Annotated in this window: 28 protein-coding genes and 1 pseudogene; 15 read left to right on the plus strand and 14 right to left on the minus strand. The window is 72.1% G+C overall.

What is annotated here, in order from left to right:
• Positions 1-44: 44 nt before the first annotated feature.
• Complete coding sequence (locus J2X68_RS28275) at positions 45-1,262, minus strand: FAD-dependent monooxygenase (RefSeq protein ID WP_310435401.1); 1,218 nt, start codon at positions 1,260-1,262, stop codon at positions 45-47.
• A gap of 350 nt (positions 1,263-1,612) precedes the next feature.
• Here J2X68_RS28275 and J2X68_RS28280 point away from each other — a divergent pair, with 350 nt between their 5' ends.
• The 3 genes from J2X68_RS28280 (at position 1,613) to J2X68_RS28290 (ending at position 3,398) form a co-directional block, all read left to right on the plus strand.
• Positions 1,613-1,984 carry an apotyrosinase chaperone MelC1 gene (locus tag J2X68_RS28280; RefSeq protein ID WP_310435402.1) on the plus strand — a complete coding sequence of 124 codons (372 nt, stop codon included), beginning with the start codon at positions 1,613-1,615 and terminating at the stop codon, positions 1,982-1,984.
• Positions 1,985-2,028: 44 nt separating this feature from the next.
• On the plus strand, positions 2,029-2,853 hold the full coding sequence (locus J2X68_RS28285; RefSeq protein WP_310435403.1) for a tyrosinase MelC2: 825 nt from the start codon (positions 2,029-2,031) through the stop codon (positions 2,851-2,853).
• A 92-nt stretch (positions 2,854-2,945) separates the two neighbouring features.
• Positions 2,946-3,398 (plus strand): SRPBCC family protein, encoded by a 453-nt coding sequence (locus tag J2X68_RS28290; protein WP_310435404.1) that lies wholly within the window; start codon positions 2,946-2,948, stop codon positions 3,396-3,398.
• 12 nt (positions 3,399-3,410) lie between these two features.
• On the opposite strand, the gene J2X68_RS28295 is transcribed toward J2X68_RS28290, so the two are convergent.
• A complete protein-coding gene (locus J2X68_RS28295) occupies positions 3,411-4,127 on the minus strand; it encodes a ribonuclease H (RefSeq protein ID WP_310435405.1) in 717 nt (238 codons plus the stop codon).
• 31 nt (positions 4,128-4,158) lie between these two features.
• Positions 4,159-4,959, minus strand: a complete 801-nt coding sequence (locus tag J2X68_RS28300; protein ID WP_310435406.1) for a VOC family protein — start codon at positions 4,957-4,959, stop codon at positions 4,159-4,161.
• Positions 4,960-5,272: 313 nt separating this feature from the next.
• On the opposite strand from J2X68_RS28300, the gene J2X68_RS28305 reads away from it, so the two are divergent.
• From J2X68_RS28305 to J2X68_RS28320, 4 genes are all read left to right on the plus strand, one after another.
• A complete protein-coding gene (locus J2X68_RS28305; RefSeq protein WP_310435407.1) occupies positions 5,273-6,715 on the plus strand; it encodes a family 2B encapsulin nanocompartment shell protein in 1,443 nt (480 codons plus the stop codon).
• Between the two features lie 16 nt (positions 6,716-6,731).
• The gene (locus J2X68_RS28310) at positions 6,732-7,784 is read left to right on the plus strand and encodes a family 2 encapsulin nanocompartment cargo protein terpene cyclase (RefSeq protein WP_310435408.1); all 1,053 of its coding nucleotides are present in this window, start codon (positions 6,732-6,734) and stop codon (positions 7,782-7,784) included.
• Positions 7,785-7,834: 50 nt separating this feature from the next.
• Positions 7,835-8,713: a geranyl diphosphate 2-C-methyltransferase gene (locus J2X68_RS28315; RefSeq protein ID WP_310435409.1), complete on the plus strand. Its 879-nt coding sequence runs from the start codon at positions 7,835-7,837 to the stop codon at positions 8,711-8,713.
• Positions 8,714-8,799: 86 nt separating this feature from the next.
• Positions 8,800-9,801: an aminoglycoside phosphotransferase family protein gene (locus tag J2X68_RS28320; protein WP_310435410.1), complete on the plus strand. Its 1,002-nt coding sequence runs from the start codon at positions 8,800-8,802 to the stop codon at positions 9,799-9,801.
• Here J2X68_RS28320 and J2X68_RS28325 read toward each other — a convergent pair.
• Positions 9,786-10,268, minus strand: a complete 483-nt coding sequence (locus J2X68_RS28325; protein WP_310435411.1) for a VOC family protein — start codon at positions 10,266-10,268, stop codon at positions 9,786-9,788. The two genes, J2X68_RS28320 and J2X68_RS28325, sit on opposite strands and share 16 nt — an antisense overlap.
• A gap of 230 nt (positions 10,269-10,498) precedes the next feature.
• On the opposite strand from J2X68_RS28325, the gene J2X68_RS28330 reads away from it, so the two are divergent.
• Positions 10,499-11,137, plus strand: coding sequence for an ATP-dependent Clp protease proteolytic subunit (locus J2X68_RS28330; RefSeq protein ID WP_310435412.1), 639 nt, complete (start codon positions 10,499-10,501; stop codon positions 11,135-11,137).
• Position 11,138: 1 nt separating this feature from the next.
• The gene (locus J2X68_RS28335) at positions 11,139-11,741 is read left to right on the plus strand and encodes an ATP-dependent Clp protease proteolytic subunit (RefSeq protein ID WP_310435413.1); all 603 of its coding nucleotides are present in this window, start codon (positions 11,139-11,141) and stop codon (positions 11,739-11,741) included.
• A 21-nt stretch (positions 11,742-11,762) separates the two neighbouring features.
• On the opposite strand, the gene J2X68_RS28340 is transcribed toward J2X68_RS28335, so the two are convergent.
• Positions 11,763-12,194 (minus strand): helix-turn-helix transcriptional regulator, encoded by a 432-nt coding sequence (locus J2X68_RS28340; RefSeq protein ID WP_310435414.1) that lies wholly within the window; start codon positions 12,192-12,194, stop codon positions 11,763-11,765.
• A 215-nt stretch (positions 12,195-12,409) separates the two neighbouring features.
• Here J2X68_RS28340 and J2X68_RS28345 point away from each other — a divergent pair, with 215 nt between their 5' ends.
• Positions 12,410-13,300, plus strand: coding sequence for an RNA polymerase sigma factor SigF (locus J2X68_RS28345; RefSeq protein WP_310435500.1), 891 nt, complete (start codon positions 12,410-12,412; stop codon positions 13,298-13,300).
• 34 nt (positions 13,301-13,334) lie between these two features.
• Here J2X68_RS28345 and J2X68_RS28350 read toward each other — a convergent pair whose 3' ends face one another.
• Both J2X68_RS28350 and J2X68_RS28355 read right to left on the minus strand, forming a co-directional pair.
• Positions 13,335-13,787, minus strand: coding sequence for an ATP-binding protein (locus J2X68_RS28350; protein WP_310435415.1), 453 nt, complete (start codon positions 13,785-13,787; stop codon positions 13,335-13,337).
• Between the two features lie 308 nt (positions 13,788-14,095).
• Positions 14,096-15,379 (minus strand): annotated as a pseudogene (locus J2X68_RS28355) (DUF6777 domain-containing protein); the annotation flags it as partial.
• 251 nt (positions 15,380-15,630) lie between these two features.
• Between J2X68_RS28355 and J2X68_RS28360 the strand changes: the two are divergent.
• Positions 15,631-16,908 carry a streptophobe family protein gene (locus J2X68_RS28360; protein WP_310435417.1) on the plus strand — a complete coding sequence of 426 codons (1,278 nt, stop codon included), beginning with the start codon at positions 15,631-15,633 and terminating at the stop codon, positions 16,906-16,908.
• A 13-nt stretch (positions 16,909-16,921) separates the two neighbouring features.
• Here the strand turns inward: J2X68_RS28360 and J2X68_RS28365 are convergent, their stop codons facing one another.
• The 4 genes from J2X68_RS28365 to J2X68_RS28380 are packed head-to-tail and all read right to left on the minus strand — an operon-like array spanning position 16,922 to position 21,291.
• Positions 16,922-17,923 carry a serine/threonine-protein kinase gene (locus tag J2X68_RS28365; RefSeq protein WP_310435418.1) on the minus strand — a complete coding sequence of 334 codons (1,002 nt, stop codon included), beginning with the start codon at positions 17,921-17,923 and terminating at the stop codon, positions 16,922-16,924.
• On the minus strand, positions 17,923-18,480 hold the full coding sequence (locus J2X68_RS28370; RefSeq protein WP_310435419.1) for a hypothetical protein: 558 nt from the start codon (positions 18,478-18,480) through the stop codon (positions 17,923-17,925). The genes J2X68_RS28365 and J2X68_RS28370 overlap by 1 nt, the downstream gene beginning before the upstream one ends.
• 9 nt (positions 18,481-18,489) lie before the next feature.
• Positions 18,490-20,829 (minus strand): FHA domain-containing protein, encoded by a 2,340-nt coding sequence (locus J2X68_RS28375; RefSeq protein ID WP_310435420.1) that lies wholly within the window; start codon positions 20,827-20,829, stop codon positions 18,490-18,492.
• 51 nt (positions 20,830-20,880) lie between these two features.
• Positions 20,881-21,291 (minus strand): hypothetical protein, encoded by a 411-nt coding sequence (locus J2X68_RS28380; protein WP_310435421.1) that lies wholly within the window; start codon positions 21,289-21,291, stop codon positions 20,881-20,883.
• A 307-nt stretch (positions 21,292-21,598) separates the two neighbouring features.
• Between J2X68_RS28380 and J2X68_RS28385 the strand changes: the two genes are divergently transcribed.
• Both J2X68_RS28385 and J2X68_RS28390 read left to right on the plus strand, forming a co-directional pair.
• Complete coding sequence (locus tag J2X68_RS28385; RefSeq protein ID WP_310435422.1) at positions 21,599-22,000, plus strand: nuclear transport factor 2 family protein; 402 nt, start codon at positions 21,599-21,601, stop codon at positions 21,998-22,000.
• Between the two features lie 90 nt (positions 22,001-22,090).
• A complete protein-coding gene (locus J2X68_RS28390) occupies positions 22,091-22,360 on the plus strand; it encodes a DUF1905 domain-containing protein (protein ID WP_399041069.1) in 270 nt (89 codons plus the stop codon).
• Here J2X68_RS28390 and mgrA read toward each other — a convergent pair.
• The gene (gene mgrA, locus J2X68_RS28395; protein WP_310435424.1) at positions 22,350-23,342 is read right to left on the minus strand and encodes an L-glyceraldehyde 3-phosphate reductase; all 993 of its coding nucleotides are present in this window, start codon (positions 23,340-23,342) and stop codon (positions 22,350-22,352) included. The genes J2X68_RS28390 and mgrA overlap by 11 nt on opposite strands.
• 114 nt (positions 23,343-23,456) lie before the next feature.
• On the opposite strand from mgrA, the gene J2X68_RS28400 reads away from it, so the two are divergent.
• Positions 23,457-24,341 carry a LysR substrate-binding domain-containing protein gene (locus J2X68_RS28400; protein ID WP_310435425.1) on the plus strand — a complete coding sequence of 295 codons (885 nt, stop codon included), beginning with the start codon at positions 23,457-23,459 and terminating at the stop codon, positions 24,339-24,341.
• Between the two features lie 25 nt (positions 24,342-24,366).
• Positions 24,367-24,882, plus strand: a complete 516-nt coding sequence (locus J2X68_RS28405; protein WP_310435426.1) for a mycothiol transferase — start codon at positions 24,367-24,369, stop codon at positions 24,880-24,882.
• Here J2X68_RS28405 and J2X68_RS28410 read toward each other — a convergent pair.
• Together J2X68_RS28410 and J2X68_RS28415 are read right to left on the minus strand one after the other, a co-directional pair.
• Positions 24,864-25,934 carry an adenosine deaminase gene (locus tag J2X68_RS28410; protein WP_310435427.1) on the minus strand — a complete coding sequence of 357 codons (1,071 nt, stop codon included), beginning with the start codon at positions 25,932-25,934 and terminating at the stop codon, positions 24,864-24,866. The genes J2X68_RS28405 and J2X68_RS28410 overlap by 19 nt on opposite strands.
• 24 nt (positions 25,935-25,958) lie before the next feature.
• Positions 25,959-26,354 (minus strand): VOC family protein, encoded by a 396-nt coding sequence (locus J2X68_RS28415; protein WP_310435428.1) that lies wholly within the window; start codon positions 26,352-26,354, stop codon positions 25,959-25,961.
• Positions 26,355-26,683 lie beyond the last annotated feature (329 nt).

A 26,683-nucleotide genomic window follows, 5' to 3' on the forward strand; every position in this document is an offset into this window, starting at 1 on the left:
CCATTCACCCCATGCTCTCCGGCGCCTCCGCGGCCGTCTTCCGGCTACTTCCGCGAGGTCAGCGCCCTGGCGTGCGCGCCGCGTGCCAGCTTCGGTCCCAGCCACCGCTTGAACCGGCGCAGTGCCCCCAGCTGCCCGGCGGCCCGGTCGAGCCGGTAGTACAGCTGGGGCGGGACGTAGGGCAGCAGGGGCGAGTGGCGCTGGCCGAGCAGGGCGAACATCTGCTCCGGCGGCAGGTGGATGTAGCGGGTGAGGTTCTCGTACCACTGAGCGCTGTGACGGGCGGCGCTCTGCTGCGACAGCAGCGCGGCCTTGCGTTCCTGCTCGTAGCGGGCGAGCGCCCCCGGCAGGTCGGCGCTCTCGCGCAGGGCGTCGGCGAGGGCGATGGCGTCCTCCAGGGCGAGGGTGGTGCCGGCGCCGATCGAGTAGTGGGTGGTATGGGCGGCGTCGCCGAGGAGGACGAGGTTGCCGCGGTACCAGGTGCGGTTGGTGAGGGTGCGGAAGGTCAGCCACCGGGTGCCGCCGTCGGCGGCGGCGCGGCCGATCAGGGGCCTGCCGTCGAGGATGTGCGCGAACAGCTTCTCGAGTCGGGCCAGCCCTTCACCCTCGCCCGCCCGGTCGAGGCCGAGTCCGGCCAGGGTCTCGGGGGCGCACTCGATGACGCAGGTGCTCTGCTCGGAGCTGAAGGGATAGCCGTAGCACCAGATCCAGCCGTGCTCGGTCTCCACGAACGCGAAGGTGAAGGAGTCGAACACCTTCGTGGTGCCGAGCCAGATGTAGGAGTTGCGCCCCGCGGTGAGTTCGGCGCCGAAGTCGTCGGCGTGGTGGGTGCGCAGAGCGCTGTGGACACCGTCCCCGGCCACGACGAGATCGGCCTCCGGCAGGTTGTCGGCGGTGATCCCGCTCTCGTACTCCAGCCGCACGCCGAGTGCGCGGGCGCGGGCGGCGAGGATCTCCAGCAGCTTGTGCCGGCCGATGCCGTGCCCCTCGTCGCCCGGCTGACGGGTCGCCAGGTCGCGTACGTGGGCCACGCCCTGGTTCCAGCGAACTGACTCCGCCTCGATCACGCGTGCCGACTCGGGGTCGCAGACACGGAGCCTGTCGAGGAGCCCCTGCCAGTACGTGACGCCCCAGCCGTAGGTCGAGCCCTTCGGGTTGCGCTCGTGGACGGTGACGTCGTGGGACGGATCCTGGCGCTTGAGCAGGATCGAGAGATACAGGCCGGCGGGCCCGCCGCCGACACAGGCGACCTTCACGCACACTCCCGGGAGTTACCAGACGTGGTGGGTTGACGACGCAGGGTAGCAGTGCCTGGCGTCCGCGCCGGGACGCCCCACCTGCCCGATCGCGCCACTTTCCGCACGTGGGCCACACCACCGCGGCCGGGCCGGTACGCGAAAGATCACCGGAACCGGTGCGTTCACGGAAAGGAATTGCCCCTTCCGCCCGGCCCGGTCCGCCACCGGCAACAAGATCATCTTCGTTCAATTCTGCACGACATGTAATTGATTGTCCTGATCACAGCCAACCCCTCCCGGGTGATTTCTCCCTTTCTCCCCCAGGTCGATAGGCATACGGGGTCGTCAACCGAACGCACCCCAGGAGGTCCCGTATGCCGGAACTCAGCCGTCGTCGCGCACTCACCGCGGCGGCCGTCATCGCCGGTGCCCCGCTGGTCGCCACCCCCGTCGCCCGGGCGGACGACCACCACCACGACTCCCACGGCAGCACCCCCGGTTCCTTCGACGAGGTCTACAAGGGCCGCCGCATACAGGGCCGGCCCACCGGCGGGAGCGGCCATCACCACGGCGGCGGCTACGGCGTGTACGTCGACGGGGTCGAACTGCACGTGATGCGCAACGCCGACGGGACCTGGATCAGCGTGGTCAGCCACTACGACCCGGTGCCCACCCCGAAGGCCGCCGCCAGGGCCGCGGTCGACGAACTGCAGGGCGCGCGACTCGTGCCGTTCCCCGCCGGCTGACCGGCCGACCGCCCCACCTTCCGCGCACCTTTGGAGCACCGCACATGACCGTCCGCAAGAACCAGGCGTCCCTGACCTCCGACGAGAAGCGGCGCTTCGTCGCCGCCGTCCTCCAGCTCAAGCGCAGCGGCCGCTACGACGCCTTCGTCACCACGCACAACGGGTTCATCCTCGGGGACACCGACAACGGCGAACGCACCGGCCACCGTTCGCCCTCCTTCCTCCCGTGGCACCGCAGATTCCTGCTGGAGTTCGAGCGGGCGCTCCAGTCGGTGGACGCCTCGGTGGCCCTGCCGTACTGGGACTGGTCCACCGACCGCTCACCGCGTTCCTCTCTGTGGGCGCCGGACTTCCTCGGCGGCAGCGGGCGCAGCCGGGACGGCCAGGTGATGGACGGTCCGTTCGCCGCCTCGGCGGGCAACTGGGCCGTCAACGTCCGGGTGGACGGCCGCGGCTACCTCCGGCGCTCCCTGGGAACGGGCGTGCGGGAGCTGCCGACCCGGGCCGAGGTCGAGTCGGTGCTGTCGATGCCGACCTACGACATGGCCCCCTGGAACAGCGGTTCCGACGGCTTCCGCAACCATCTGGAGGGCTGGCGCGGAGTCAATCTGCACAACCGGGTGCATGTGTGGGTCGGCGGGCAGATGGCGACCGGGGTCTCCCCGAACGACCCGGTGTTCTGGCTGCACCACGCCTACATCGACAAGCTGTGGGCCCAGTGGCAGCGCCGGCACCCCGGGTCCACCTACCTCCCGGGCGGCGGCACGCCGGACGTCGTCGACCTGCACGAGACGATGAAGCCCTGGAACGACACCACCCCGGCGGACCTCCTCGACCACACCGCCCACTACACCTTCGACACCGACTGATCGTCACCCGCCGGTTTGCCCCGCGGCCCCCGGGTACCCGCGACGGACACGCAGCGACGAGACGAACCACCAGCACGAAGGAGGAGACGATCGTGTCGCAGGTCGAGGAATCCATCGAGGTCGGCGTGCCCGTGCACACCGCCTACGACCAGTGGACGCAGTTCGAGACGTTCCCCGCGTTCATGAGCGGCGTGGAGCGCATCGAGCAGCGCACGGACACGCTCACCCACTGGGTGACCAGCGTGAACGGCGTGCGCCGCGAGTTCGACGCGGAGATCACCGAGCAGATCCCGGACGAACGGGTCGCCTGGACCACGGTCTCCGGCGAGGCCCGCCAGGCCGGCGTGGTGACCTTCCACCGGCTCGACGACAGCCGTACCAAGGTGATGCTCCAGATGGAGTTCCAGCCGGAGGGCGTCGCCGAGACCGTCGGCGACAAGCTGGGACTCGTGAAGCGGCAGACCAAGGGCGACCTGGCGCGCTTCAAGGAGTTCATCGAGGAGCGCGGTCTGGAGACCGGAGGCTGGCGCGGCGTGGTCCTGTGACCCGCGCGCCGCTCAGCCCGCGTCGGCGTCCGCCGTACGGCACTCCGGGTGCCCCCAGCCCTGCGCGTTCTTGGCGATCTGCTCGCCCGCCGCGTACGGGCGGCCGCACACACAGCGGCCGGGGAACTTGGCCTTGAGCGTGCGCGACGCCGAACCACCGCTCCGCCGGGGGGACTTGCCCCCGGCGGAGCGGCCTGTTCCGGCGGACTTCTTCTTCGGGGTGTCCGGCGAGGCCGGCGGCTCCGGGGAACCCTGCTCGCTGCCGGCCGGCTGCTGGACGACGGCGGCCTGGCTGGCGGCGCGGTCCGCGAAGTCGTTGAGCGGGTCGCCGTCGACCTGGTGGGCGGGCACGTAGCGGAAGTCGACCGAGCGGCCGGCGAGCAGTTCGTCGATGCGGACGACGAGTTCCTGATTCGCCACGGGCTTCCCCGCGGACGTCTTCCAGCCGTTGCGCTTCCAGCCCGGCAGCCAGGTGGTCACGGCCTTCATCGCGTACTGCGAGTCCATCCGGACCTCGAGCGGCACCGCCGGGTCGGTCGAGGCCAGCAGGCGTTCCAGCGCGGTGAGTTCGGCGATGTTGTTGGTCGCCTTGCCGAGCGGTCCCGCCTCCCAGCGGGCCGGTGTCTCCGCGTCGTCCGCGACCACCCAGGCCCAGCCGGCCGGTCCCGGGTTTCCCTTCGAGGCCCCGTCGCACGCGGCCACCACTCGTTCACGCATGCGCCCGATCATGCCACGGCCGCGCCGGCGCTCCGCCGGGTGGCTACGACACGTCCGCGGCCTGCGGCATGTCCCCCGCGGTCGTGGTGACGTCGATCACGGAGAAGCTCGCGCCCTGCGGGTCGCTGATCGCCGCGAACCGTCCGAACGGGGTGTCCATGGGGCCGAAGCGCAGGACGCCACCGAGCTTGGTGGCCCGCGCCACGGCGTCGTCGCAGTTGTCGACGGTGAAGTACACGTTGACGTACGACGGCACCTCCGGCGGGAACTCCTCCGTCATCTTCATCCGGCCGAGCACCGTCTCGCCGTCGACCTCGAACATCCGGAAGTCGACCGCGTCGTCCTGGAGCTGCTTCGCCGTGTAGGGGAAGACGGCCGGGAGGAACGCGTCCGTCTTCTCCGGTTCGCGGGTGAAGACCTCGGCCCAGCAGTACGCGCCGGGCTGCTCGGGCGGCGCCTCGAAGCCCTCGTGGACGCCCGCCTGCCAGACGCCGAACACGGCGCCGCCGGGCTCGCGGCCCAGGCACATGGTGCCGAAGTCACCGACGCGCATCGGCTCCATCAGCACCTCGCCGCCGTGCTCCCGGATCTTGCCGGCGGTCGCCGCGGCGTCCGGGGAGGCGAAGTACAGGCACCACTGCGACTGCCCCTCCTGGCCGGGCATCGGCGGGACCACGGCGGCGACCGCCTTGCCGCCCGCGTACGCCTGTGTGTAGTTGCCGTACTCCGACGACGCGTCGCCGAAGGTCCAGCCGAGGACCTCGCCGTAGAAGGCCTTGGCGCCCTCCACGTCGCTGAACATCGCGTCGGCCCAACAAGGGGTTCCCTCGGGTCGTACGACCATGACCGCAGCCTTCCGGTGAGACGGGTTGTCCGATTCCTCACGCTAGCCACCGGGCCGTCCGCTCGCGCGTCGAACACACGGGTAACCCGGAGTGACCCACGTGCGCTCCGGCGCGCGGAAGCACCCGCAGGAAGCGGTGGCACACGCGAGGCGTCTCCCGCCCCATCAGGCAGGTTTGCACCCTCCGGACCACGAAGCCGCCCCGTTCACGCCGTACCCGTCCGTCACTCAGGGTGATTGACTGGTGCATGCGGATCACCGGGGGCCGATCCCCTGACGCTCCGCTCGTCTCCGTGCACCTCCTGGAGGGAATGTGTCCACACCGGACAGCGCCACCGGTCCCGCCCTGGTCGAACCCGCCCCCGAGCCCGCTGCCGACGCGCAGCTCACCAGTCTGAGCACGCGGGCGGCCCGCCGGCTCGCCACGACCCACAAGTCCGCACCGCAGATGCAGGCCATCAGCTCGCGCTGGCTGCTGCGGATGCTGCCCTGGGTGGACGTGCAGGGCGGCACCTACCGGGTCAACCGGCGCCTGCAACTGCGCGTCGGCCGGGGCCGGGTGCAGTTCGAGCAGAACGGCGGGATCGACGTACGGGTCATCCCGGAGACCCTCACCGAGCTGCCCGTGCTGCGCGGCTACTCCGACAACGGAACCCTCGCGGAGCTCTCCTCCCGGTTCGAGGCGCGTGAGGTGCGGGCCGGGCAGGTCGTCATCGAGGCCGGCCGGCCGGTCACCGAGGCCTACCTCGTGGTGCACGGCCGGTTCACCCGCTTCACCGCGGGCAAGTACGGGGGCGAGGAGATCGTCGGGGTGGTCTCCGGCGGCGACCAGCTCGGCGACGAGGCCGTCGGGCAGGACGACCCGCGGTGGCTGACCTCGGTGCGCGCCGAGACCTCGGGCGTGCTGCTGGCGCTGCCCTGGGACACCCTGCGCGAGTTCGTGGGGCGGGTGCCGTCCCTCGCCGCCCATCTGGAGGCCTACGCCGCCCGGCAGCGGCTGCCGATGAACCGCAGGGGCGAGGCCGACCTGCCGGTCCAGGCCGGGCACACCGGGGAACCGACACTGTCGGCGGGCTTCGTCGACTACGAACTCTCGCCGCGCGAGTACGAGTTGTCGCTGACCCAGACCGTGCTGAAGGTCCACACCCGGGTCGCCGACCTCTACAACGACCCGATGAACCAGACCGAGCAGCAACTGCGCCTGACCGTGGAGGAGATCCGCGAACGGCAGGAGTGGGAGCTGGTCAACAACCGGGAGTTCGGGCTGCTGCACAACGCCGACTACGCGCAGCGCGTCAGCACGTTCACCGGGCCGCCGACCCCGGACGACATGGACGAGCTGCTGTCGATGCGGCGCAAGACCAAGCTGTTCCTCGCCCATCCCAAGGCGATCGCGGCCTTCTTCCGGCAGTGCAACCGGCGCGGTCTGATGCCCGGCACGGCCACGGTCGAGGGGCACGAGATCCCGGCCTGGCGCGGGGTGCCGATCTTCCCCTGCAACAAGATCCCGATCAGCCCGCAGCACACCAGCAGCATCATCGCGCTGCGCACCGGCGAGGCCGACCAGGGAGTCGTCGGCCTGTACCGGACGGGCATCCCCGAGGAGTTCCAGCCCGGACTGAACGTCCGGTTCATGGGCATCGACGCCAATTCGATCATCCGCTACCTGGTGACCGCCTACTACTCGATGGCCGTCCTCGTGCCGGACGCCGCCGGAGTCCTGGAGAACGTCCAGGTCGGCCGGTCGGCCGAGTGACCGCGGGGAGCAGGCGATGAGCACACCCACGAACACCGGGAGTGCGCTGCCCGGGCCGCCGAACCTCGCCCGCAGCCTGCGGGCCCGGCGCCGCGGGGCGGTCCCCGGTCTGCGATACCGGCCGGCGGAGCCCGCCGACCCGGAGAAGGCCGCGGAGGTCGACCGCAGGCTGGAGGCGTGGGCCCGCGGCCTGGACCTGTTCCCGGCCGCCTGGAACGGGGACTTCGCGGGCTTCCAGTTCGGCCGCGCCGTGGTGCTCCAGCATCCGCGCGCACTCGACCTGGAGCGCCTCACGGTGGCCGGCAAGCTGCTGCTGGCCGAGAACATCGTCGACAACTGCTACTGCGAGGAGGACGAGGACAAGGGCGGCTCGCGCAGCGGACTGGGCGGGCGGCTGATCATCGCCCAGTCGGCGCTCGACCCCTACCACGGCCCGCCCGACCTCCAGCAGGAGTGGGCGCGCGGGGTGCAGGCCGACGGCCCGCTGCGCTCGTACCACTGGGCACTGAAGGACTACGCGGCCCTCGCCACCCCCAGCCAGGCGGACCGGTTCGTGCACGACATCGCGCGGCTGCACCTGGGCTACCTCGGCGAAGCGGCCTGGGGGGAGACGCGGTACGTGCCGCGGGTCTGGGAGTACCTGGCGATGCGTCAGTTCAACAACTTCCGGCCGTGTCTGTCGATCGTCGACGCGGTGGACGGCTACGAACTGCCCGAGCAGCTCTACGCCCGCCCGGAGATCCAGCGGGTCACCGCGCTGGCCTGCAACGCCACCACGATCGTCAATGACCTGTACTCCTTCACCAAGGAGCTGGCGGCCGACCCCACCCATCTCAATCTGCCGCAGGTCGTGGCCGCCAACGACCGGCACGGGCTCCAGGGCGCCTATCTGAGGTCGGTCGAGATCCACAACCAGATCATGGAGGCGTTCGAGGAGGAGTCGGCCGTGCTCGCCGCCACCTCACCGCTCCTCGAACGCTACCTCCAGGGGCTGTCGGACTGGGTGGCCGGCAACCACGAGTGGCACGCCACCAACACCCACCGCTATCACCTGCCCGACTACTGGTGACCCCCGACTTCCTGACCCACCGTCACGCACAGCACCATGAGGAGCCACCGTTGACCACAGCCCACGACGCCGGCACCAAGACCGTCCCGGTGCCCACCCAGTCCACGTACCAGAACCGCGTCGCGGACTACTGGAACGCCGAGGAGAACCCGGTCAACCTCGAACTCGGCAGGATCGACGACCTCTACCACCATCACTACGGCGTCGGCGAGGCGGACTGGGCCGTGCTCGACGAACCCGACGCGGAACTGCGCCGGAAACGGGTCACCGCCGAGCTGCACCGGCTGGAGCACGCCCAGGCCGAGCTGCTGGCCGCACACCTCGGCCGGCTCACCCCCGACGACCGCGTCTTCGACGCCGGCTGCGGGCGCGGCGGCGGCAGCGTCGTGACGCACCTGCGGTACGGCTGCCACGCGGACGGCGTCACCATCTCCGCCAAGCAGGCCGGGTTCGCCAACGAGCAGGCCCGCAAGCGGGGCATCGACGACCAGGTGCGGTACCACCACCGCAACATGCTGGACACCCGGCTGGAGACGGGCGCCTACGCGGCGTCGTGGAACAACGAGTCGACGATGTACGTCGAGCTGGACCTGCTCTTCGCCGAGCACGCCCGGCTGTTGCGCCGCGGCGGACGCTACGTCGTCATCACGGGTTGCTACAACGACGCCTACGGCCGGGCCTCACGCGAGGTGTCGCTCATCAACGCCCACTACATCTGCGACATCCACCCGCGCTCGGCGTACTTCCGCGCACTGGCCCGCAACCGGCTGGTGCCGGTCCATGTGGAGGACCTCACCGAGGCGGCCATCCCCTACTGGGAACTGCGCAGCCAGGCCGACCACCTGGTCACCGGCATCGAGGAGACGTTCCTGACCGCCTACCGCAACGGCAGCTTCCAGTACCTGCTGATCGCGGCCGACCGGGTCTGACGTCCCTGGTCCGGGCTCCCGGGTCCGGGCTCCCGGGTCCGAATTCCGTTGGACAGGGGCGAGGCCGGTCCTCTGCAATGGGGCGCATGTGCGCGGTCAAGATGCATACGGACGAGGTCGACCTCGACGCCCCGCTGGTGAGCCGGCTCGTCGCCCGCCAGTTCCCGCGGTGGGCGGGGCTGCCGGTGCGACGGCTGGACTCCACCGGGACGGAGAACGCGATGTTCCGGCTCGGCTCCGACAAGGTGGTGCGGCTGCCCCGGCATCCCGGCGCCGTGGAGAGCGTGGCCCATGAGCAGCACTGGCTCGGCCGGCTGGGGCCGAGGCTGCCGGTGGCCGCGCCGGTGCCGCTGGAGCTGGGCGGGCCGGGCGAGGGGTTCCCCTGGCCCTGGTCGGTCTACCGCTGGCTGGACGGCGGCAATCCGGTCGCCGGGGCGGTCGAGGAGCCCCGGGCGCTGGCGGTGGACCTGGCGGCGTTCGTCACCGCCCTGCGCGGGATCGGGACGCGGGGCGGACCGCCGAACGACCGGGGGGTCCCGCTGGCCGAACGGGACGCCCCCACCCGCGACGCCCTCGCCCGCCTGGAGGGGCGGATCGACACCGCCGCGGTCACCGCCCTCTGGGAGGAGGCGCTGCGGGTGCCGGAGCGCACGCAGCCCCCGGTCTGGGCCCACGGAGACCTGTCGCCCGGGAACGTCCTGGTCCGGAACGGGCGGCTGACCGCGGTCATCGACTTCGGCGGCGTCGGCGTGGGTGACCCGGCCGTGGACCTGATCGTCGCCTGGAACCTGCTGCCCGCGTCGGCCCGCGGGACCTTCCGGGAGGCCGTGGGCGCGGACGACGCCGAGTGGGCGCGCGGCCGCGGCTGGGCGCTGTCGATCTCGCTGATCCAGCTGCCGTACTACTGGGACACCAATCCGCGGCTGGCGGAGAACTCCCGGCATGTGATCAAGGAGATCCTGGCCGAGGCCCGGACGGTCCGGGCCCCGGTCCCCCGGACCCTCGACGCCCGGACCCTCGACGCCCCGACCGCCGACGCCCCGACCGCCGACGGCCCCTCCGCGTCAGGTTCCTACTCGCCGTCGTAGGCCTTGTTGAGGGCGGCGATGTCGAGCTTGCTCATGGCGTACATGGCCTTGGTGGTGCGGGCGGCCTTCTCCGGGTCGGGGTCGCCGATCATCTGGATCAGTCCGTCGGGGATGACCTGCCAGGACACGCCGTACTTGTCCTTGAGCCAGCCGCAGGGGCCGGGCTCGCCGCCGTTCTCGGTGAGCTTGGTCCAGTAGTAGTCGACCTCCGCCTGGTCCGCGCAGTAGATCTGGAACGAGATCGCCTCGCTGAACGTGAACTGCGGGCCGCCGTTGATGCCGACGAACTTCTGCCCGTTGGCCGTGAACTCGACGGCCAGCACGGAGCCGGCCGGACCCGGCCCGGCCTCGTTGTAGCGGCCGATGTCGCCGATGCTGGAGTTCTTGAAGATCGAGACGTAGTAGTGGGCGGCTTCCTCGGCCTGGCCGTCGAACCAGAGACACGTGGTGAATCCGTCGGTGGTCATGAGTACCTCCTGGGCGTGCGACGCGGTCATCGGTGTCGACCGCCGTCCGCCCCGGAACTCATCGCTGGGGCCGAGACGTCATCCGGACGGCCGACGCGCCGCCCACCGGCATCCGGCTCGGGCGGGGCTCTGCCCGTGGCGAATCTGCCACGGGCAGAGAAACGGCGTACGGGCATCCCCCGAGGTCAAGAGTGGAGTCGACGGCAGCCACGCCACGACGAGGAGAACCGATGACTCCACTCACCACGTTCGCCCCCCGCGCCGAGGAGGGCGACACCGCGCCCTCCCGCTTCGACGACCAACTCGCCGCCCAGCTGCTCGGCCAGCGGATCGTGTTGCTCGGCACCCAGGTCGACGAGGTCTCCGCGAACCGGGTCTGCGCCCAGCTGCTGATCCTGTCGGCGGAGGACCCGCGCACCGACATCGGCCTCTACATCAACAGCCCGGGCGGGTCGGTGCACGCGGGGCTCGCCGTCTACGACACGATGCGGCTGATCCCCAACGACGTCTCCACCCTCGCCATGGGCTTCGCGGCGAGCATGGGCCAGTTCCTGCTCAGCGTCGGCGCGCCCGGCAAGCGGTTCGCGCTGCCGAACGCGCGGGTGATGATGCACCAGCCGTCGGCCGGGATCGGGGGCACCACGGCGGACATCGAGATCCAGGCCGAGAACCTGGAGCACACCAAGCGGACCATCGAGCGGATCACCGCCGAGCACACGGGACAGTCCCCGGAGACCATCTCGCGCGACGGCGACCGCGACCGCTGGTTCACGGCCGAGGAGGCCAGGGAGTACGGCATCGTGGACCGGGTGGTGGAGTCCTTCGCGGACGTCCTCCCGGCCGCGCAGAAGCGACGGGTGGGGATGTGACATGGGGACCTACACGATTCCGAACGTGGTCGAGCGGACCCCGCAGGGCGAGCGGTCCTACGACGTGTTCAGCCGGCTGCTGTCCGAGCGGATCATCTTCATCGGGACCGAGATCGACGACGGCGTCGCCAACGTCGTCATCGCGCAACTCCTCCATCTGGAGTCGGCGTCCCCGGAGAGCGAGATCTCGATCTACCTCAACTCCCCCGGCGGCTCGTTCACCTCGCTGATGGCGATCTACGACACGATGACGTTCGTCCAGGCGCCGATCGCGACGCTGTGCGTCGGGCAGGCCGCGTCGACGGCGGCCGTGCTGCTGGCGGGCGGGGATCCCGGCCGGCGGCTCGTCCTGGAGCACGCGCGCGTGCTCCTCGGACAGCCGGCCAGCGGCGGCCGCCAGGGCACGGTCTCGGACCTGACGCTCCAGGCCAAGGAGATGGTCCGCATCCGCGCCCAGGTGGAGGAGGTGCTGGCCCGCCACACCGGCCACGACATCGCGACCCTGCGCGCGGACATGGACCGCGACAAGGTGTTCACCGCGCGGGAGGCGGTGGCCTACGGCCTGGCCGACGAGGTGCTGAGCCGGCGTCCCGTGACGGTGTGAGACGCCGGCCCGCGCGGCTCGTCAGGCGGCCAGGCAGAGGCCGTCGTAGGACGACGCGGTGGTGCGGCCCCGGGCGGAGTGCCGGACGGAGGACCGGCTGCTGAGCCGGATCAGCTCGCCCTGGGCACGCGCCAGGAGGTCGCCCAGGCTCAGCCCGAGGGCCTGGGCGGCGGCCGCGAGGACCTCCGAGGAGGCTTCCTTGCGGCCGCGCTCCACCTCCGAGAGATAGGGCATCGAGATACGGGCCGAGTCGGCGACGTCCTTGAGGGTGCGCTCCTGGGCCTGGCGTTCACGGCGCAGGACGTCCCCGACCAGGTCGCGCCACAAGGGCTCGCGCGGCGCGGGCCGGGGAGGCGCGGAAGCGGTGGGAGACACAGTGACGGCGGTGCCCGGGCGCTCCGCAGGCGGGCGCAGCGGGATCACGCGGGCTCGGTTCGGCGCTTGGTTGCTCACCTCCCCAGCCTAGGAAAGCGGGCCGTCCGCGGAAGGCCCGGGCGTTGCGCCCTCGGTGGAATCGGACGAAACGCCTCCGCCTGGAGTCAGGTTGCGGCCCGCGTGCATGGGAGCTCCAGGACGGGGTACTGGCCCTCGGAGTGGCTCTGCTCGTAGGTGCTCGCTCACGGACCGAGTACGTCAGACGTCGAACCGTGACCTTCCTGGGAGAGGCGATGGAGACCGCCGTGATCCGGTCAGATGCCGAGGCCGTCGAGGAAAGCGCCGCAGCCGTCAGCAGGGCAGGCGCGCCGCTCCCGGGGATCGAGGCGCCGCGGAGCGTGGCCCCGCGGGACGCGCGGGAGCTGTCCCGGCAGTTCTTCCAGCGGCTGGCGGTGCTCGAGGAGGGGACCCGCGAGTACCAGTACGCGCGCAACACCCTCATCGAGATGAACATGTCCCTCGTGCGGTTCGCGGCAGGCCGGTTCCGCGGCCGCGGGGACGACATGGAGGACATCGTCCAGACCGGGATGATCGGCCTGATCAAGGCCATCGACCGGTTCGAGGTCTCGCGTGAGGTGGAGTTCACCTCGTTCGCGCTGCCGTACATCGCCGGTGAGATCAAGCGCTTCTTCCGGGACACGACGTGGGCGGTGCACGTCCCGCGGCGGCTCCAGGAACTGCGCGTCGAGCTGGCCAAGGCACGCGACGAGCTCTCCAGCCGTCTGGACCGGGACCCGACCGTGTCCGAGCTGGCCACGCTGATGAACCTCTCGGAGGGCCAGGTCGTCGAGGCGCAGATCGCCGCCAACGGCTACAACTCCTCTTCCCTCGACGCGGCGCTCACCGGGGACGGTCCGGATCACGGCGAGGCGGTCCTCGCCGACTTCATCGGCGTGGAGGAGGAGGGACTGCGCCTCGTCGAGGACTTCCACTCGCTCGCCCCGCTCATGGCCGAACTCAGCGAGCGCGACCGGCAGATCATCCACCTGCGGTTCGTGGAGGAGGCCACCCAGGCGGAGATCGGCGAGCGGCTCGGCTGCTCGCAGATGCACGTGTCCCGTCTGATCAAGCGGATCATCGTGCGACTGCGCCAGGGGATGCTGGGCGAGCTGGGCTGCGCCTGAGCGCCCCGGTCCGCGGGGCGCGTGCCCCGCGGGCCTACGCTCCGAAGGTGAGCACCGCCCGGACCCGCTTGCCGACCGGCACCCGCTCGGCGGTGACCTCGGCCGCCACCGCGTGCACGATCTCCAGACCGTGCCGGCCGATGCGCTCGGGGTCCTTCGGGAACCGCAGGGGCAGGGCGTCACTGCTGTCGTAGACGGAGACCGTGACCGAGGTCTCGGTACCCTCCAGATCCAGGATGTACGGCCCGTTGCTGTGCCGGTCCGCGTTGGTGACCAGCTCGCTGACCACCAGCAGCACCTCGCCGATCGCCCGGTCACCGATCGTGGCGCACCACTCTGTCCTGAGCTGGTCGACGAAGTGTGCGGCGAAGGCGCGGGCCTCGGCTATGCAGCCGGGTTCGCCGGTGTAGTGCGCCGCCCGCCGCAGCGGTTCCACGGGTACGTCGAAGCCAGTAGGTATCACTGCCCCGTCCAGGTGCTCGATCATGCGTTTCTCTCTCGAAGGCCGGAACGGCCGGACGCCGCTGGGTCTGCATCTGTGCCCCTACCCCGTCCCGCGCAGTGCAGTCCAGGTCAGTTTTCCTCTCGTACGCGGGACGGTGGCGGGATGTCTCAGACGATCGGTGAACCGTCCGGCGGACCGGGAGCCGGGGCGCCCGTGCCGGAGGAGAGTACCGAGGTCGAAGGCGACCGGCCGGTGCCGTCGCCCGTCAGCGGACGTCGCGCGGGCGAGGTGGAGCCGGCGGCGGAGCTGCCCGGCTCGCTCGTGGGTTCGGACGGTGAGCCCGGCGCGTCGGGCACCGGCTGCCGGGCGGAGCGGGACTCGGGGGACGGGGAATCGGAGGACGGGGAATCGGAGGACGGGGGTGCGAGCCTGCGCGACTCGGCGCTCGAGGGCGGCGAGGACGGCGGTGGGGGCGAGGGCGGTTCGCCCGACGGGCTTTCCGGCGACGGCGGCGAGGACGGCGCCGGCCTGGAGGACCCCGCGGACGGCGGCAGCGGCGGACAGCCCGGCGGCCGGTCGGCGGGCGGCGAGACGCACGGCGGCGACGTCCGCGGGCCGTCGCCCGCCGGGGTGCTGACCGTGATGGACGGTGTGCGGTGCGCCGGAGCCTCGGTGGGCCGGTCCTTCCGCGGCTTGTCGCCCGGGCGGCGGGCGAACCAGTGGTGGCCGTGTGCGGGGTCGTAGAGCACGAACACGTCGATCACGGTGTCAGCGGGTTTGACCACGACGGTGGTCGCGGGACTGTACGAGGGCCACGAGTGGCCGGTGCGCCTGTACCCGGCCCGCTGCGGGAGCGGCGGGGTCAGCGGGTTGCCGCAGGCGCAGCGCACCCGCGGCACGCCGTGCCGGTCGACCAGGACGGCCGTTCCGGCCTGGAGCACGGCCTGGTAGGTGGTGGCGGCGCCGTCGCGGTAGCCGTGGTTGGTGACACGGGTGTCCAGGCGCAGCTGCACGGGGGTGAGGGAACGCAGGTGGGCCGGGACCCGGGAAGGAGCGACGCCGGCCACGGAGGCGAACGCCCGGTTCTTGGCGGGATCCGCGCGGAGCGCCTCGATCTGGTGCTCCACGTCGCAGCTGGAGACGTTGCGGGTGCCGCCGTACAGTCCTTCGTCGCCGCCGTCGACCCCGGCGACGGTGTCCGTCGGCGAGGACGAGCCCGACGGGGCGACGGAGGCAGGCGGGAAGGCGCTCTCGGTGGTGGGGGACTCCGTGTAGGGCTCCGGGCCCGTGTCACCGGCCGGCTGCATGAAGACCTCGCCGACCTGGCCCGAGCCGCCTCCGCCCGATCCGGAGCCGCCTGCGTTCATCAGGGCGAGCACCAGGGCCAGTGCCGTCACGGCCACCACCGCCGAGGTGATCAGGGCGATCCGGGGCGCCGACCTCCACCGGCCCGGGCGCGGTTCCCCGCCGCCGCTTCCCGGGGGGCCGCCGTCGGACGGCCGGGAGGGCGGGCCCGAAGGGGGCTGCGAGGGCGGACCGGAAGGCGGGCCCGGAGGCGGCTGGGAGGGCGGGCCCGACAGCGGGCCGGAGGGCGGTCCGGTGGGGCGGCCGGAAGACGGCGGTTCTGCGCTCACGAGCACTCCCCACGGAGGTCTCCCGCAGCGTCTCGACAGCCGGCCCGGGAGATCCGACGGGCCCCGACCGGATCGACGCGCCCCGGGGGACCCGACGGGACCGACGGGAGTCGATTCGGGCTGTTCGTCGTCTTCACGCTGCTTTCTTCCACGACGCACCATTGTGTGCGCCGATCCGGCGCGGCTCGCAAGCGGGGCACGGACGGCCCTCCCGGCAGGCGCGCTCTCCCTCGGCTGCCTAGCGTGGCAGGGTGAGCTCGCACACCCCGCACGACCAGGCAGTCTCCCGCCACGGCTGGGTACGGGCGGTCGTCGTCGCCCTGTCTGGGCTGTTCGCCATGGGGGTGGTGGCCGCGCTGGGACTCTGGGCGGCCGGGGCCGCGGACCTGCCGCAGGGCGCCTTCCCGCGGGTGGTCGCGGCGACCGTGGTGACCGGTGTCGGCGGTACGGTCGAGCTGTCCGGGAACGCCGGCGGTCTCGCCGACACCCAGGCCGGTCTGACGGTGATCCCGCTGTCCGTCACCCTCGTCGGCGCGCTCGTGACGGGGGCCGGCTTCCTTCGGCCGTTGCGCCACCGGGCGGTGGCGGGCGGCGCGGAGCTGGCCGGATGGGCGGCGCGGATCGCCGTGGTGTGGCTGCTCGGCCTCCTCGGTCTGGCGCTGGCCGCACGCCGGACCTTCTCGATCGGCCTCGGGGACGACACGCTGAACGACCTCGGCGAACTGTTCGGCGTCAGCCCCGAGGCCGGCTTCACGACGGACGTGCCGCTCACCCTGACGGTCGGACTGGTGTGGCTGGCGGGCGTGCTGGTGCTGGCGCTGCTGGTCCCGCCCGGCGCTCCCCTGCCGCCGAGGCTGCTGCGGCTGCACCGGTCGGTGCGCCCGGCCGCGTACGCGATGGTCCTGCTGCTGCTCTGCTGCGTCGCCCTGGGCCTCGTCGTCGGACTCGTCGTCGCGGCGACCCGCGGACACGCCGCCGAGACCCTCGCCGTGGTCCTGCTCGGCCTGCCCAATCTGGTGTGGCTCACGTTCACGATCGGGCTGGGCGCCACCTGGAACGGCCGGGTCGAGGGGCCCTTCGCGCTCCCGATGCCGCGGGTGCTGGACGAGGTGCTGCGCGGCCCGGACGACACCCGGCTGAACCTGGGCACCCTCGCCGAGCACGACAGCCGCGTGTGGTGGCTCCTCGCCGTGGACGCGGCCCTGCTGCTGACGGCCGCCTTCGTGATGGCGGCGCACTCCCCGGCCGGTACGCGCGCCTGGCGGCACGCCGTGCGCATGGCGGTGGCGCTGGTGCTCACGGTGCTGATGATCTGCCTGGTCGGCCGGATCTCGGCGCACTACGGCCTGTCCGTCCTCGGCATCGGCGACCTGGGCGGAGGTCTTTCCGGGGAGCTGTACCTGCGTCCCGAGGTGTGGCCGGCGCTGGGTCTCGCGGCGCTGTGGGGACTGGCCGCGGGATTCCTGGGCGGCCTGCTGGCGGGGGCCGCGCGCCGCCGGGGCGCGGCGCGGCCCCCTCGGCGGCGATGAGCGGCCCGTGGGCTCACCGGGCGCCCCGCGGCCGGTCCGGGCCGGGCGGGTCGCACACCGGCCGCGCCCAGCTCGGTGGCCGCCGCGCCGCGGCCGGGATCACGGCCGTCTCCGTCGGCGGGTGAGTGGGCCCGGGCCCGGCGCCCGGCGACGCCCTCAGCCCGGCGACGAAGGCGCCGCAGGTGGGATGGCGCGCCTCGGGGTTCTTGGCGAGGGCCCGGGCGAACACCGCGTCCAGGAACGGGGGAAGGCCGGGGCGCACCTCCGTCAGCGGGGGCGGATCGGCGTTCTGGTGGGCCCAGAGCAGGGCCATGTCGTCGTCCCGGAGGAAGGGCGGGCGGCCGGTGAGGCACTCGTAGACCACGCAGGCCAGTCCGTAGACGTCACAGCGGCCGTCGACCGGCTGCCCGGAGATCTGCTCGGGGGCGACGTAGTCCAGCGTGCCGACGAACTGGCCGACCGAGGTGAAGCCGGTCAGGGAGAGCGACTTCTTCGTCAGGCCGAAGTCGGTGAGGTAGACGTGCTCGGGGTGGTCGCTGTCGGTGCCGCGGGCGACGAGGACGTTGCCCGGTTTGACGTCCCGGTGGACCAGCCCGTGCTCATGGGCGGCGTCGAGCGCGGAGGCGACCTGCGCGGCGATGCGGACGGTGGTCGCCGGCGGCAACGGGCCCTCGCGGTCGAGGAGGTGGCGCAGATCGCTCCCGTCGACGTACCGCATGGCGATGTAGAGGACGCCGTCGGTCTCGTCCGCCTCGAAGACGGGCACGATGTGCGGATGGTCGATGGCGGCCGCCACCCGCGACTCGTGGGTGAAGCGTTTGCGGAACACGTCGTTGCGGGCCAGCTCCGGGGCGAGGAGTTTGAGCGCGACGGTCCGGTCCAGCCGCAGGTCGTGGGCGCGGTACACGACGGCCATGCCGCCGCGTCCGATCTCGCCCTCGATGCGGTAGCCGGCGATCCTCCGGCCCACCAGCTCGGACGGCCGGCCGGAGAAGGGGGCCGTTCCGCGGGCCATCAGGATCCCCCGTCGGGGTGCACGATCCGGGTGGCGGCGTGGTCCTGGTCCTGCTGCGCGTCAGCGTCCGCGTCGGGCGCGTGGTCGGTCGCGTAGGTGCCGAGGCGGGCGCCGTCGCCGTACAGCCAGCGCTCTCCCGCCGGGTCGTACAGCCACACGTCCTCGCCGTCGACGACCACGCCGATCCGCAGCCCGTGGGTGCGGCGCCGGAAGGACTCGCCGTCGAGGCCGGCCTCGGCCAGTTCCTCCACGGCCGCCCGGTAGCGGGCGAGGGCCTCTTCGGTGCGGCCGAGGAGCGGGCGCGGGTCGGCGGCGGTCGCGAGGGGGGCGTCGGGGCGGGGCGGGTCCTGGGGGACGGCGACCAGATGGCGGCCGTCGACCCAGGCCGACCAGCCGTTGGAGCACAGCACGCGCCCCCAGTCGCCGCGCCGTTCCATGAGCCGGACCGGCAGCAGCGGGTCGAGGGGCACGGTCGGGCGACCCGGGTCGGGAGCCTCCCAGGCGGGCATGCCGTGCCGGGGGACCACGTGGGTGGGGCGGAATCCGGGAGTCGTCACGGGCCGCCCCTACTTCCGCATCACGGCGGGCTCGTGCCGGCGCAGCAGCCGGGAGACGAGGAATCCGCACACGGCCGAGAGCACGACGAGCATGCCCACGTCGAGCAGCCACACCGCCGCCGAGTGCTCGAACAGCGGATCGGCGGTGATCTCGCCGGGCACGATCCGGGCCAGCCCGATGGTGGCGGCCATCGCGCCGAGCGCCCATCGTGCGGGCACCAGCCACGACAGCTGTTCCAGGCCGGGCACGCCGTCCAGCGTCAGCAGCGCCCCGCAGAAGACCACCTGGACGATGGCGAGCAGCACCAGGAGGGGCATCGTCACCTCCTCCTTGTGGACCAGCGCGGAGATCAGCAGGCCGAGCATCATCGCCGTGAAGGCCAGCAGGGCCACGGCGACGGTGATCTCGACCAGGGGCGGCATCAGCACGCCCTCGCCGTCGGGAGCGCGCAGATCGACGCCGAGCAGGGCGACGAGGGTCAGCACCACCGCCTGGAGGACGGTCACCGTGCCGAGGACGACGACCTTGGACATCAGGTACGCCGATCTGGACAGGCCGACGGCGCGTTCCCGCTGGTAGATCACGCGTTCCTTGACGAGTTCGCGCACGGCGTTGGCCGCGCCGGTGAGGACGCCGCCGACGCACAGGATGAGCAGCACGTTCATCGCGTGCTCGCGGTCGAGCGCGCCGCCGGACAGGGCGCGGGCCATGGCGCCCATGACGAACGGCAGGGCGATCATGATCACGAGGAAGGTGCGGTCGGCGGCGAGCGCGGCCGTGTAGCGGCGCACCAGGGTGCCGAGCTGGGCGCCCCTGCTGCGGGGCCGGGGCGGCGGCAGCATGACCACCGGGCCGGCGCTGGGCAGCCGGGGCTGGTCGCTGTCGTTGACGACGTACTGCCGCCGGAACGGCGAGTCGCGGTACTCCCCCGCCCAGTCCCGGTCCTGGTCGCGCTCGAAGGCCTCGAAGGCCTCCGGCCAGTGCTCGAAGCCGAAGAAGGCGAGGGCGTCCTCGGGCGGTCCGTAGTAGGCGACCCTGCCGCCCGGCGCGAGCACCAGCAGCCGGTCGCAGACGTCGAGGCTGAGGACGCTGTGCGTGACGACGATGACGGTGCGGCCGTCGTCGGCGAGGCCGCGCAGCATGTGCATCACCGAGCGGTCCATGCCGGGGTCGAGGCCCGAGGTCGGCTCGTCCAGGAAGAGCAGCGAGGGCTTGGTCAGCAGTTCCAGGGCCACGCTGACGCGCTTGCGCTGGCCGCCGGAGAGGGTGTGCACGGGCTGGCCCGCGCGCTGTTCGAGCCCCAGCTCACGGATGACCTCCTCGACCCGCTCGCGGCGCTCGGCCTTGGCGGTGTCCTGGGGAAAGCGCAGCTCGGCGGCGTAGACGAGGGCGCTGCGCACGGTCAGCTGGGCGTGCAGGATGTCGTCCTGGGGGACCAGTCCGATGCGCTGGCGCAGCTCGGCGTAGTCGCGGTAGAGGTCGCGGCCGTCGTAGACGACCGTGCCGTGATCGGCGGGGCGCTGGCCGGTGAGGGCGCCGAGCAGCGTGGACTTGCCGGCGCCGCTGGGGCCGACGACCGCGAGCAGGCACTTCTCCCCCACCGGGAAGGACACGCCGTCGAGGAGGACCTTGCGCCCGCGGTCGACGGCGACCGTCAGATCCTGTACGTCGAGGGAGATCTCGCCGGTGTCGACGTACTCCTGGAGCTGGTCGCCGACGAGACAGAAGTCGGAGTGTCCGATGCCGACGATGTCACCGGGGTCGAGCGGGGCCCGGGTGACGGGCAGCCCGTTGCGGTAGGTCCCGTTGTGGCTGCCGAGGTCGACGATCTCGTGGCCGCCTTCGGGCAGCGCGCGCAGTTCCGCGTGCCACCGCGAGACGACCAGGTCGTCGACGACGAGGTCGTTGTCGGTGGCGCGGCCGATGCGGACGGTGCGCGTCGGCATCGGCCGGACGCTGGTGGGTTCCCGGAAGGTGCCCGTGACGCCGGGCATGGAGACCGCCGACGGTCGTTCCGCAGCGGGCGGCGGACGGCCCGACAGGGCGAACCAGGGGCCGTCGTCCGGGCTGCCGACGCGGATCACGCTGCCGGGGCCGACACCCCACTCGTGGACCCTGCGGCCGTCGGCGTAGGTGCCGTTGGTGCTGTGTTCGTCGGCGAGGGTCCAGTGGTCGCCGTCGGGCCGCAGCACCGCGTGGTGCCAGGAGACTCGGGTGTCGTCGATGACGATGTCGCTGAGCGGGTCCCGTCCGATGCGGTAGTCGTGGCCCGGCACCAGCACGCTGGAGCCCGTCTCGGTCTCCAGCACGAGTTCGGGCGCGGTCGAGGAGACCGGTCGCTCCACCATGGGGGAATTCTATCGATTCGCACCCTTGTGTGCCCGACGGGCGGCGGGGTCTCAGCCGACGGGGAGGACGAGCGCCGGGAGGGTCCGCTGCATCCGCAGGGCGTCGACGGACTCGGCGAGCAGTTCGTACTCGGTGGTCTCGTCGCTGACCGCGATCCGCACCAGCCGCCCGCCCGCCAACTCGTCGGCCACCAGTTCCTGCCGGTCCATGTCGGCACACCAGGCCCGGAGCAGCTCGGGCACGTCCGGGACGTTGTCGGCGACGGGGACCAGGGCGCCCGGCGGGATGTGCTCGCTCTCGGGCCGCGGATCCAGCCGTTCCGCCATCCAGGAGGCCCGGTCCCGCAGCCACCACAGGGCGAGCGCCAGCGTCGGCGCACGATAGGTGCCGAGCGGTACGCCGATCCGCCTGCCGTCGCAGACGCCGTATGCGGTGACATGGCACAGGAATTCGTCGTGCACGTCTCTCTCCCCCGGTGCTCGCCGGCCGGTCGTGCCTCGCTTTCCGTGCGGCTCCTGTGGGGTGAACTGCCCCTGACCTTCGAGTATGTTCACTCTTGAAACACTGTCACCATGACTTTTTGGCCAGTCTCTTGGCATATTCCGTGCCGTTCATGGCCGAAATGCTGCGAGCACCGGATCACGCCGTCATTACCCGACAGGTAATCGACCCGGGCGGCGGCCGCGGGCAAGGTGGTCACGACGGATCGGCGATAACCGAGATCCGGGACCTGACCAGTATCGATGACCTCAATGGAGGAGATTCACGATGTCCGCGAACACCGACCGCCACGCCGATGCCGTAGCCCGTTACTTCGAGGCCTGGAACGCACGGGACCCCGAGGCTTTGGCCAAGGCTGTTACCGCCGCGTGGGCCGTGGACGGAGGCTACACCGACCCCCTGGCCGACGTCCGGGGCCACGAGCAGATCGCGGCGGTGATCGCGGCGGCACACGCGCAGTTCCCGGGTTTCGCCTTCCGGCTGACCGGCACGGTGGACGGGCACCACGACACGGCCCGCTTCTCCTGGGAGCTGGTGAGCGAGGCCGGGGACGGCTCCTCCGGGGAGGAGGCTGCGCCGGTGGCCGGTTCCGACGTCATCACTCTGGACGCCGAGAACCGGATCACCGCCGTGCTGGGATTCCTCGACCGGGTCCCCGCGGGAGCCTGAAGCCGGACGCCGATGAATTCCTCCGCTCGCGGCGGTCCACCCATGGGGAGATCACGGCGAGCGGAGGATGTCATGACGAAAAGCGGAACCATGAACGCCGAATTCACGGCCGTTCTGCGCAAGAGCCCGGCAAAGGGCGGCGGGACCTATGTCGTCCGGCCGCGATCCGTCGAATTCTTCGGTACCCGCGGACTGGTCAAGATCCGCGGAACGGTCGACGGACATCCGTTCCGGAGTTCGTTCATGGCTCTCGGGGACGGAACCCACGAACTCCCCGTCGACGCCGAGGTGCGCAAGGCGATCGGAAAGCACGAGGGCGACTCGGTGACCGTGCGCCTGACGGAACGGCTCAGCCGTTGATCACCGCGTCGATCCGGGCCAGCTCCTCGGCGTCGAAGTCCAGGTTCGCGAGGGCGCCGACGCTGTCCTCGATCTGCCGGGCGCTGCTCGCGCCCACCAGCGCGGAGGTCACCCGGCCGCCGCGCAGCACCCAGGCCAGCGCGAGCTGGGCGAGGGACTGACCGCGGGACTTGGCGATGTCGTCGAGAGCCCGCAGCTTGCCCGTGAGCTCCTCGGTGAGCGCGTCGGAGTTCAGGAACGGGCTGTCGCTCGCCGCCCGCGAGTCCTCCGGGATGCCGTCCAGGTAGCGGCCGGTCAGCAGGCCCTGCTCCAGCGGCGAGAAGACGATCGACCCGACCTGGAGCTCGTCCAGGGCGTCGAGCAGGCCCTCGCTCTCCGGGCGCCGGTCGAGCATGGAGTAGCGCGGCTGGTGGATGAGCAGCGGGGTGCCCAGCTCGCCGAGGATGCGGGCGGCCTCGCGGGTCTGCTCCGCCGAGTAGTTGGAGACACCGGCGTAGAGCGCCTTGCCCTGCTGGACCGCGGTGTGCAGCGCGCCCATCGTCTCCTCGAGGGGAGTCTCCGGGTCGGGGCGGTGCGAGTAGAAGATGTCGACGTGGTCCAGGCCCATCCGGGTCAGGCTCTGGTCGAGCGAGGACAGCAGGTACTTGCGCGAACCCCACTCGCCGTACGGGCCCGGCCACATCAGGTAGCCCGCCTTGGTGGAGATGACCAGCTCGTCACGGTAGGGCGCGAAGTCCGCCTTCAGCGCCTCGCCCAGCGCGGACTCGGCGGCGCCGGGCGGCGGGCCGTAGTTGTTGGCCAGGTCGAAGTGGGTGATGCCGAGGTCGAAGGCGCGGCGCAGGATGGCCCGCTGCGTCTCGACCGGGCGGTCCGGGCCGAAGTTGTGCCACAGTCCGAGGGACAGCGCGGGGAGCTTCAGGCCGCTGCGTCCGGTGCGCCGGTAGGGCATGTCGGCGTAGCGGTCGGGGTGTGCGGTGTACAACGCGACTCCAAGAAGATCGGTCGGTTTCAGGAACCGCTATCCACTCTGGCCCGACCTGCGGGTAGTGGTCCAACAGAAGAATCCGATGGAATTGTGCGGCTACGCTTCTCAATCATGGAACTGCGCCACCTCCAGCACTTCGTCGCGGTCGCCGAGGACCAGCACTTCACCCGGGCCGCCGAACGCCTCATGGTCTCCCAGTCGGGCCTGTCGGCGTCGATCCGCGCCCTGGAGCGGGAACTGCGCGCGCCGCTGTTCGTCCGGACCACCCGGCGGGTGACGCTGACGGAGGCGGGACGGGCGCTGCTGGCCGAGGCCGAGCGGATCCTGGCGCAGGTGCGGGCGGCCCACGAGGCGGTGGCGGCCGTGCAGGGCGTGGTGCGCGGCACCCTCTCCGTGGGCACCGAGCAGTGCATCGCCGGGGTGCATGTGGCGGGGCTGCTGGCCGCGTTCCGGCGGCGCCATCCCGATGTCGAGATCCGGCTGCGGCAGACCGGTTCGGGCGCGCTCGGCGAGGAGGTCGCGGCCGGCCGGCTCGACCTGGCCTTCGCCTACCGGACCCAGACGGACACCGACCAGCTGCGCTGCGCGCGGCTGGCCACCGAGCCGATGTACGTGCTGTGCCATCCCGACCACCGGCTCGCCGGCGCGTCGGCGGCGCTGACGCCCGAGGACGTCGCGGGCGAGGTGTTCGTCGACTTCCACCCGGACTGGGGCCCGCGCCGCGCCACCGACGTCGCGTTCGCCGAGGCGGGGGTGCGGCGCACGGTCGCCCTGGAGGTCAACGACGTGCACAGCCTCCTGGACCTGGTGGACGAGAACCTCGGCGTCGCCGTCGTGCCGCGCCACTTCCGGCACAAGCGGGAGGCGCTCACCGCGCTGCCCCTCAAGGGCACGGGCGAGGCGGTGTACGAGACGGTCGCGCTGCTGCCGCCCGCGCGGTCCACCAGCCCGGCGGCCCGGGCGCTGATGGCGCTGCTGGAAACGGGGAGCGGGTGAGCGCGGTGTGCGCGATGGTGGACGTATGCATGCCAAGGACATTCTCATCGACGGGTACCAGCGCATCCGGGAAGAGGTCCACGCCGCCGTCGAGGGCCTGGACCCCGACGACCTGAACGCCCTGCCCGCCACCGGGGCCAATTCGATCGCCTGGCTCGTCTGGCATCTCACCCGCGTCCAGGACGACCATCTCGCGGACGCCTTCGGACGCGACCAGGTGTGGCTGGCGCAGGACTGGGAGAAACGGTTCGGCCTGGACCTGCCGCGCAAGGACACCGGGTACGGGCACAGTGCCGCGCAGGTCGCGAAGGTGCGGGTCGCGGACGGCGCGCTGCTGACCGGGTACCACGACGCGGTGCACGCGCGGAGCCTGGAGGCGCTGCGCGCGCTGACGGCGGCGGAGCTGGAGCGCGTCGTGGACGAGCGCTGGGACCCGCCCGTCACCCTGGGCGTACGCCTGGTCAGCGTCCTGTCCGACGATCTCCAGCACGTCGGACAGGCCGCCTACGTCCGCGGGCTGCTTCAGAGCGCGGCGGCGTAACCCGGAAGGACGACGTCCTCGATGAGGGCCTTGCGCTCGTCGAACGGCACGAACGCGCTCTTGAGGGCGTTCACCGTGACGGTGCGCAGGTCCTCGAGGGTCCACCCCGCCTCCTGCACGAGCAGCGACATCTCGCGGGTCATCGTCGTGCCGGATACCAGCCGGTTGTCGGTGTTGAGGGTGACGCGGAAGCCGAGGTCCTTCAGCGCGGTGATCGGGTGCTCGGCGATCGAGACGGCGGCGCCGGTCTGGAGGTTGGAGGTCGGGCACATCTCCAGGGCCACCCGGCGGTCGCGCACCCAGCCCGCGAGGCGGCCGAGCTTGCCGTCCACGATGTCGTCGGTGATGCGCACGCCGTGGCCGATGCGCTGGGCGCCGCAGACCTGGAGGGCCTGGTGGATGCTGGGCAGGCCGTGGGCCTCCCCGGCGTGGATCGTGAACGGGACGTTCTCGCGGCGCAGGTGCTCGAAGGCGTCGAGGTGGTCGGCGGGCGGGAAGCCGTCCTCGGCGCCCGCGATGTCGAAGCCGAGGACACCGGCGTCCCGGAAGGCGACAGCGAGGTCGGCGGTCTCGCGGGTCCGGTCGAACATGCGCATGCCGCAGAGCAGGGTGCCGACGCGGACCGGGGTGCCCGCGGCCGCCGCCTTCGCCATGCCGGCCGCGAGGCCCTCCTGGACCGTCTCGACGACCTCGGGGAGCGTCAGCCCGCCCTTCAGCATCAGCTCGGGGGCGTAGCGGACCTCGCCGTAGACGACTCCGTCGGCCGCCAGGTCGAGGACGTACTCCTCCGCGGTGCGCAGCAGGCCTTCACGGGTCTGCATCACGGCGAGGGTGTGCTCGAAGGTGGCTATGTAGCGCACGAGGTCGCCCGAGTTGGCGGCCTCGAAGTACCAGGCGGCCAGCTCGTCGGGGTCCGTGGTGGGCAGGGTGTGGCCGACCGCGTCCGCGAGCTCGACGACGGTGGCGGGGCGCAGACCGCCGTCGAGGTGGTCGTGCAGGACGGCCTTCGGCAGGCGGCGGAGGGTGTCGGTGTCGATGGGGGACGCGGTCATGAGTGTGTTCCTCGGCAGTGGTTCTCAGGTGGTGGCGGGCTGGAGCAGGTCCCAGCGGTTTCCGTACAGGTCCTGGAAGACGGCGACGGAGCCGTAGGCCTCGTGGCGGGGCTCCTCCAGGAAGGTCACGCCGGCGGCGAGCATGCGGGCGTGGTCGCCCGCGAAGTCCTCGGTGCGCAGGAAGAACCCGACGCGGCCGCCCGTCTGGTCGCCGATCCGGGCGCGCTGGGCGTCGCCCTTGGCCCGGGCGAGCAGCAGTCCGACGCCGTCCTGACGGTCCCCCGGCCGTACGACGACCCAGCGGGCCCCGTCGGGGCGGGGCTCGTCCTCGACGAGCCGGAACCCGAGCGCCTCGGTGTAGAAGCGGATCGCCTCGTCGTAGTCGTCGACGACAAGCGTGACCAGGGCGATGCGACTCATCGTGGCCTTTCGGGGAGCGTGCGGGAGGCTGTCGGGAGGTGCGATTGACGGGAGAGGTTATACGTAAAACCTCTCGTGCGCCAGTCGCCTCCGCGGCGGCCGTGCCCGGGGTGTGCCCGGGGTGTGCCCGGGCCGTGCCCGGGGTGTGCCCGGGCCGTGCCCGGGGTGTGCCCGGGCCGTGTCCGGGGTGTGCCCGGGCCGTGTCCGGGCCGTCTCGGGCGTATCCGGCCGCGAGGCGAAGGCGCCGCGGCGCCCGGCGGAACCCGCCCGCGCCGGCCCGGCGGCCGGCCTCCACCGCCCGCTGGCCGGGACATCGGCCCCGCTTCCCG

Source organism: Streptomyces sp. 3330, from assembly GCF_031456635.1.
GTDB lineage: Bacteria > Actinomycetota > Actinomycetes > Streptomycetales > Streptomycetaceae > Streptomyces.

What these genes read in the sequence shown, in the direction of transcription:
- J2X68_RS28280 (WP_310435402.1), top strand. Translation starts at nt 1,613, where the DNA reads ATGCCGGAACTCAGCCGTCGTCGCGCACTCACCGCGGCGGCCGTCATC.
- J2X68_RS28285 (WP_310435403.1), top strand. Translation starts at nt 2,029, where the DNA reads ATGACCGTCCGCAAGAACCAGGCGTCCCTGACCTCCGACGAGAAGCGG.
- J2X68_RS28295 (WP_310435405.1), bottom strand. Translation starts at nt 4,127, where the DNA reads ATGATCGGGCGCATGCGTGAACGAGTGGTGGCCGCGTGCGACGGGGCC.
- J2X68_RS28300 (WP_310435406.1), bottom strand. Translation starts at nt 4,959, where the DNA reads ATGGTCGTACGACCCGAGGGAACCCCTTGTTGGGCCGACGCGATGTTC.
- J2X68_RS28310 (WP_310435408.1), top strand. Translation starts at nt 6,732, where the DNA reads ATGAGCACACCCACGAACACCGGGAGTGCGCTGCCCGGGCCGCCGAAC.
- J2X68_RS28320 (WP_310435410.1), top strand. Translation starts at nt 8,800, where the DNA reads ATGTGCGCGGTCAAGATGCATACGGACGAGGTCGACCTCGACGCCCCG.
- J2X68_RS28325 (WP_310435411.1), bottom strand. Translation starts at nt 10,268, where the DNA reads ATGACCACCGACGGATTCACCACGTGTCTCTGGTTCGACGGCCAGGCC.
- J2X68_RS28330 (WP_310435412.1), top strand. Translation starts at nt 10,499, where the DNA reads ATGACTCCACTCACCACGTTCGCCCCCCGCGCCGAGGAGGGCGACACC.
- J2X68_RS28335 (WP_310435413.1), top strand. Translation starts at nt 11,139, where the DNA reads ATGGGGACCTACACGATTCCGAACGTGGTCGAGCGGACCCCGCAGGGC.
- J2X68_RS28345 (WP_310435500.1), top strand. Translation starts at nt 12,410, where the DNA reads ATGGAGACCGCCGTGATCCGGTCAGATGCCGAGGCCGTCGAGGAAAGC.
- J2X68_RS28350 (WP_310435415.1), bottom strand. Translation starts at nt 13,787, where the DNA reads ATGATCGAGCACCTGGACGGGGCAGTGATACCTACTGGCTTCGACGTA.
- J2X68_RS28365 (WP_310435418.1), bottom strand. Translation starts at nt 17,923, where the DNA reads ATGGCCCGCGGAACGGCCCCCTTCTCCGGCCGGCCGTCCGAGCTGGTG.
- J2X68_RS28375 (WP_310435420.1), bottom strand. Translation starts at nt 20,829, where the DNA reads ATGGTGGAGCGACCGGTCTCCTCGACCGCGCCCGAACTCGTGCTGGAG.
- J2X68_RS28385 (WP_310435422.1), top strand. Translation starts at nt 21,599, where the DNA reads ATGTCCGCGAACACCGACCGCCACGCCGATGCCGTAGCCCGTTACTTC.
- J2X68_RS28390 (WP_399041069.1), top strand. Translation starts at nt 22,091, where the DNA reads ATGAACGCCGAATTCACGGCCGTTCTGCGCAAGAGCCCGGCAAAGGGC.
- J2X68_RS28400 (WP_310435425.1), top strand. Translation starts at nt 23,457, where the DNA reads ATGGAACTGCGCCACCTCCAGCACTTCGTCGCGGTCGCCGAGGACCAG.
- J2X68_RS28405 (WP_310435426.1), top strand. Translation starts at nt 24,367, where the DNA reads ATGCATGCCAAGGACATTCTCATCGACGGGTACCAGCGCATCCGGGAA.
- J2X68_RS28410 (WP_310435427.1), bottom strand. Translation starts at nt 25,934, where the DNA reads ATGACCGCGTCCCCCATCGACACCGACACCCTCCGCCGCCTGCCGAAG.
- J2X68_RS28415 (WP_310435428.1), bottom strand. Translation starts at nt 26,354, where the DNA reads ATGAGTCGCATCGCCCTGGTCACGCTTGTCGTCGACGACTACGACGAG.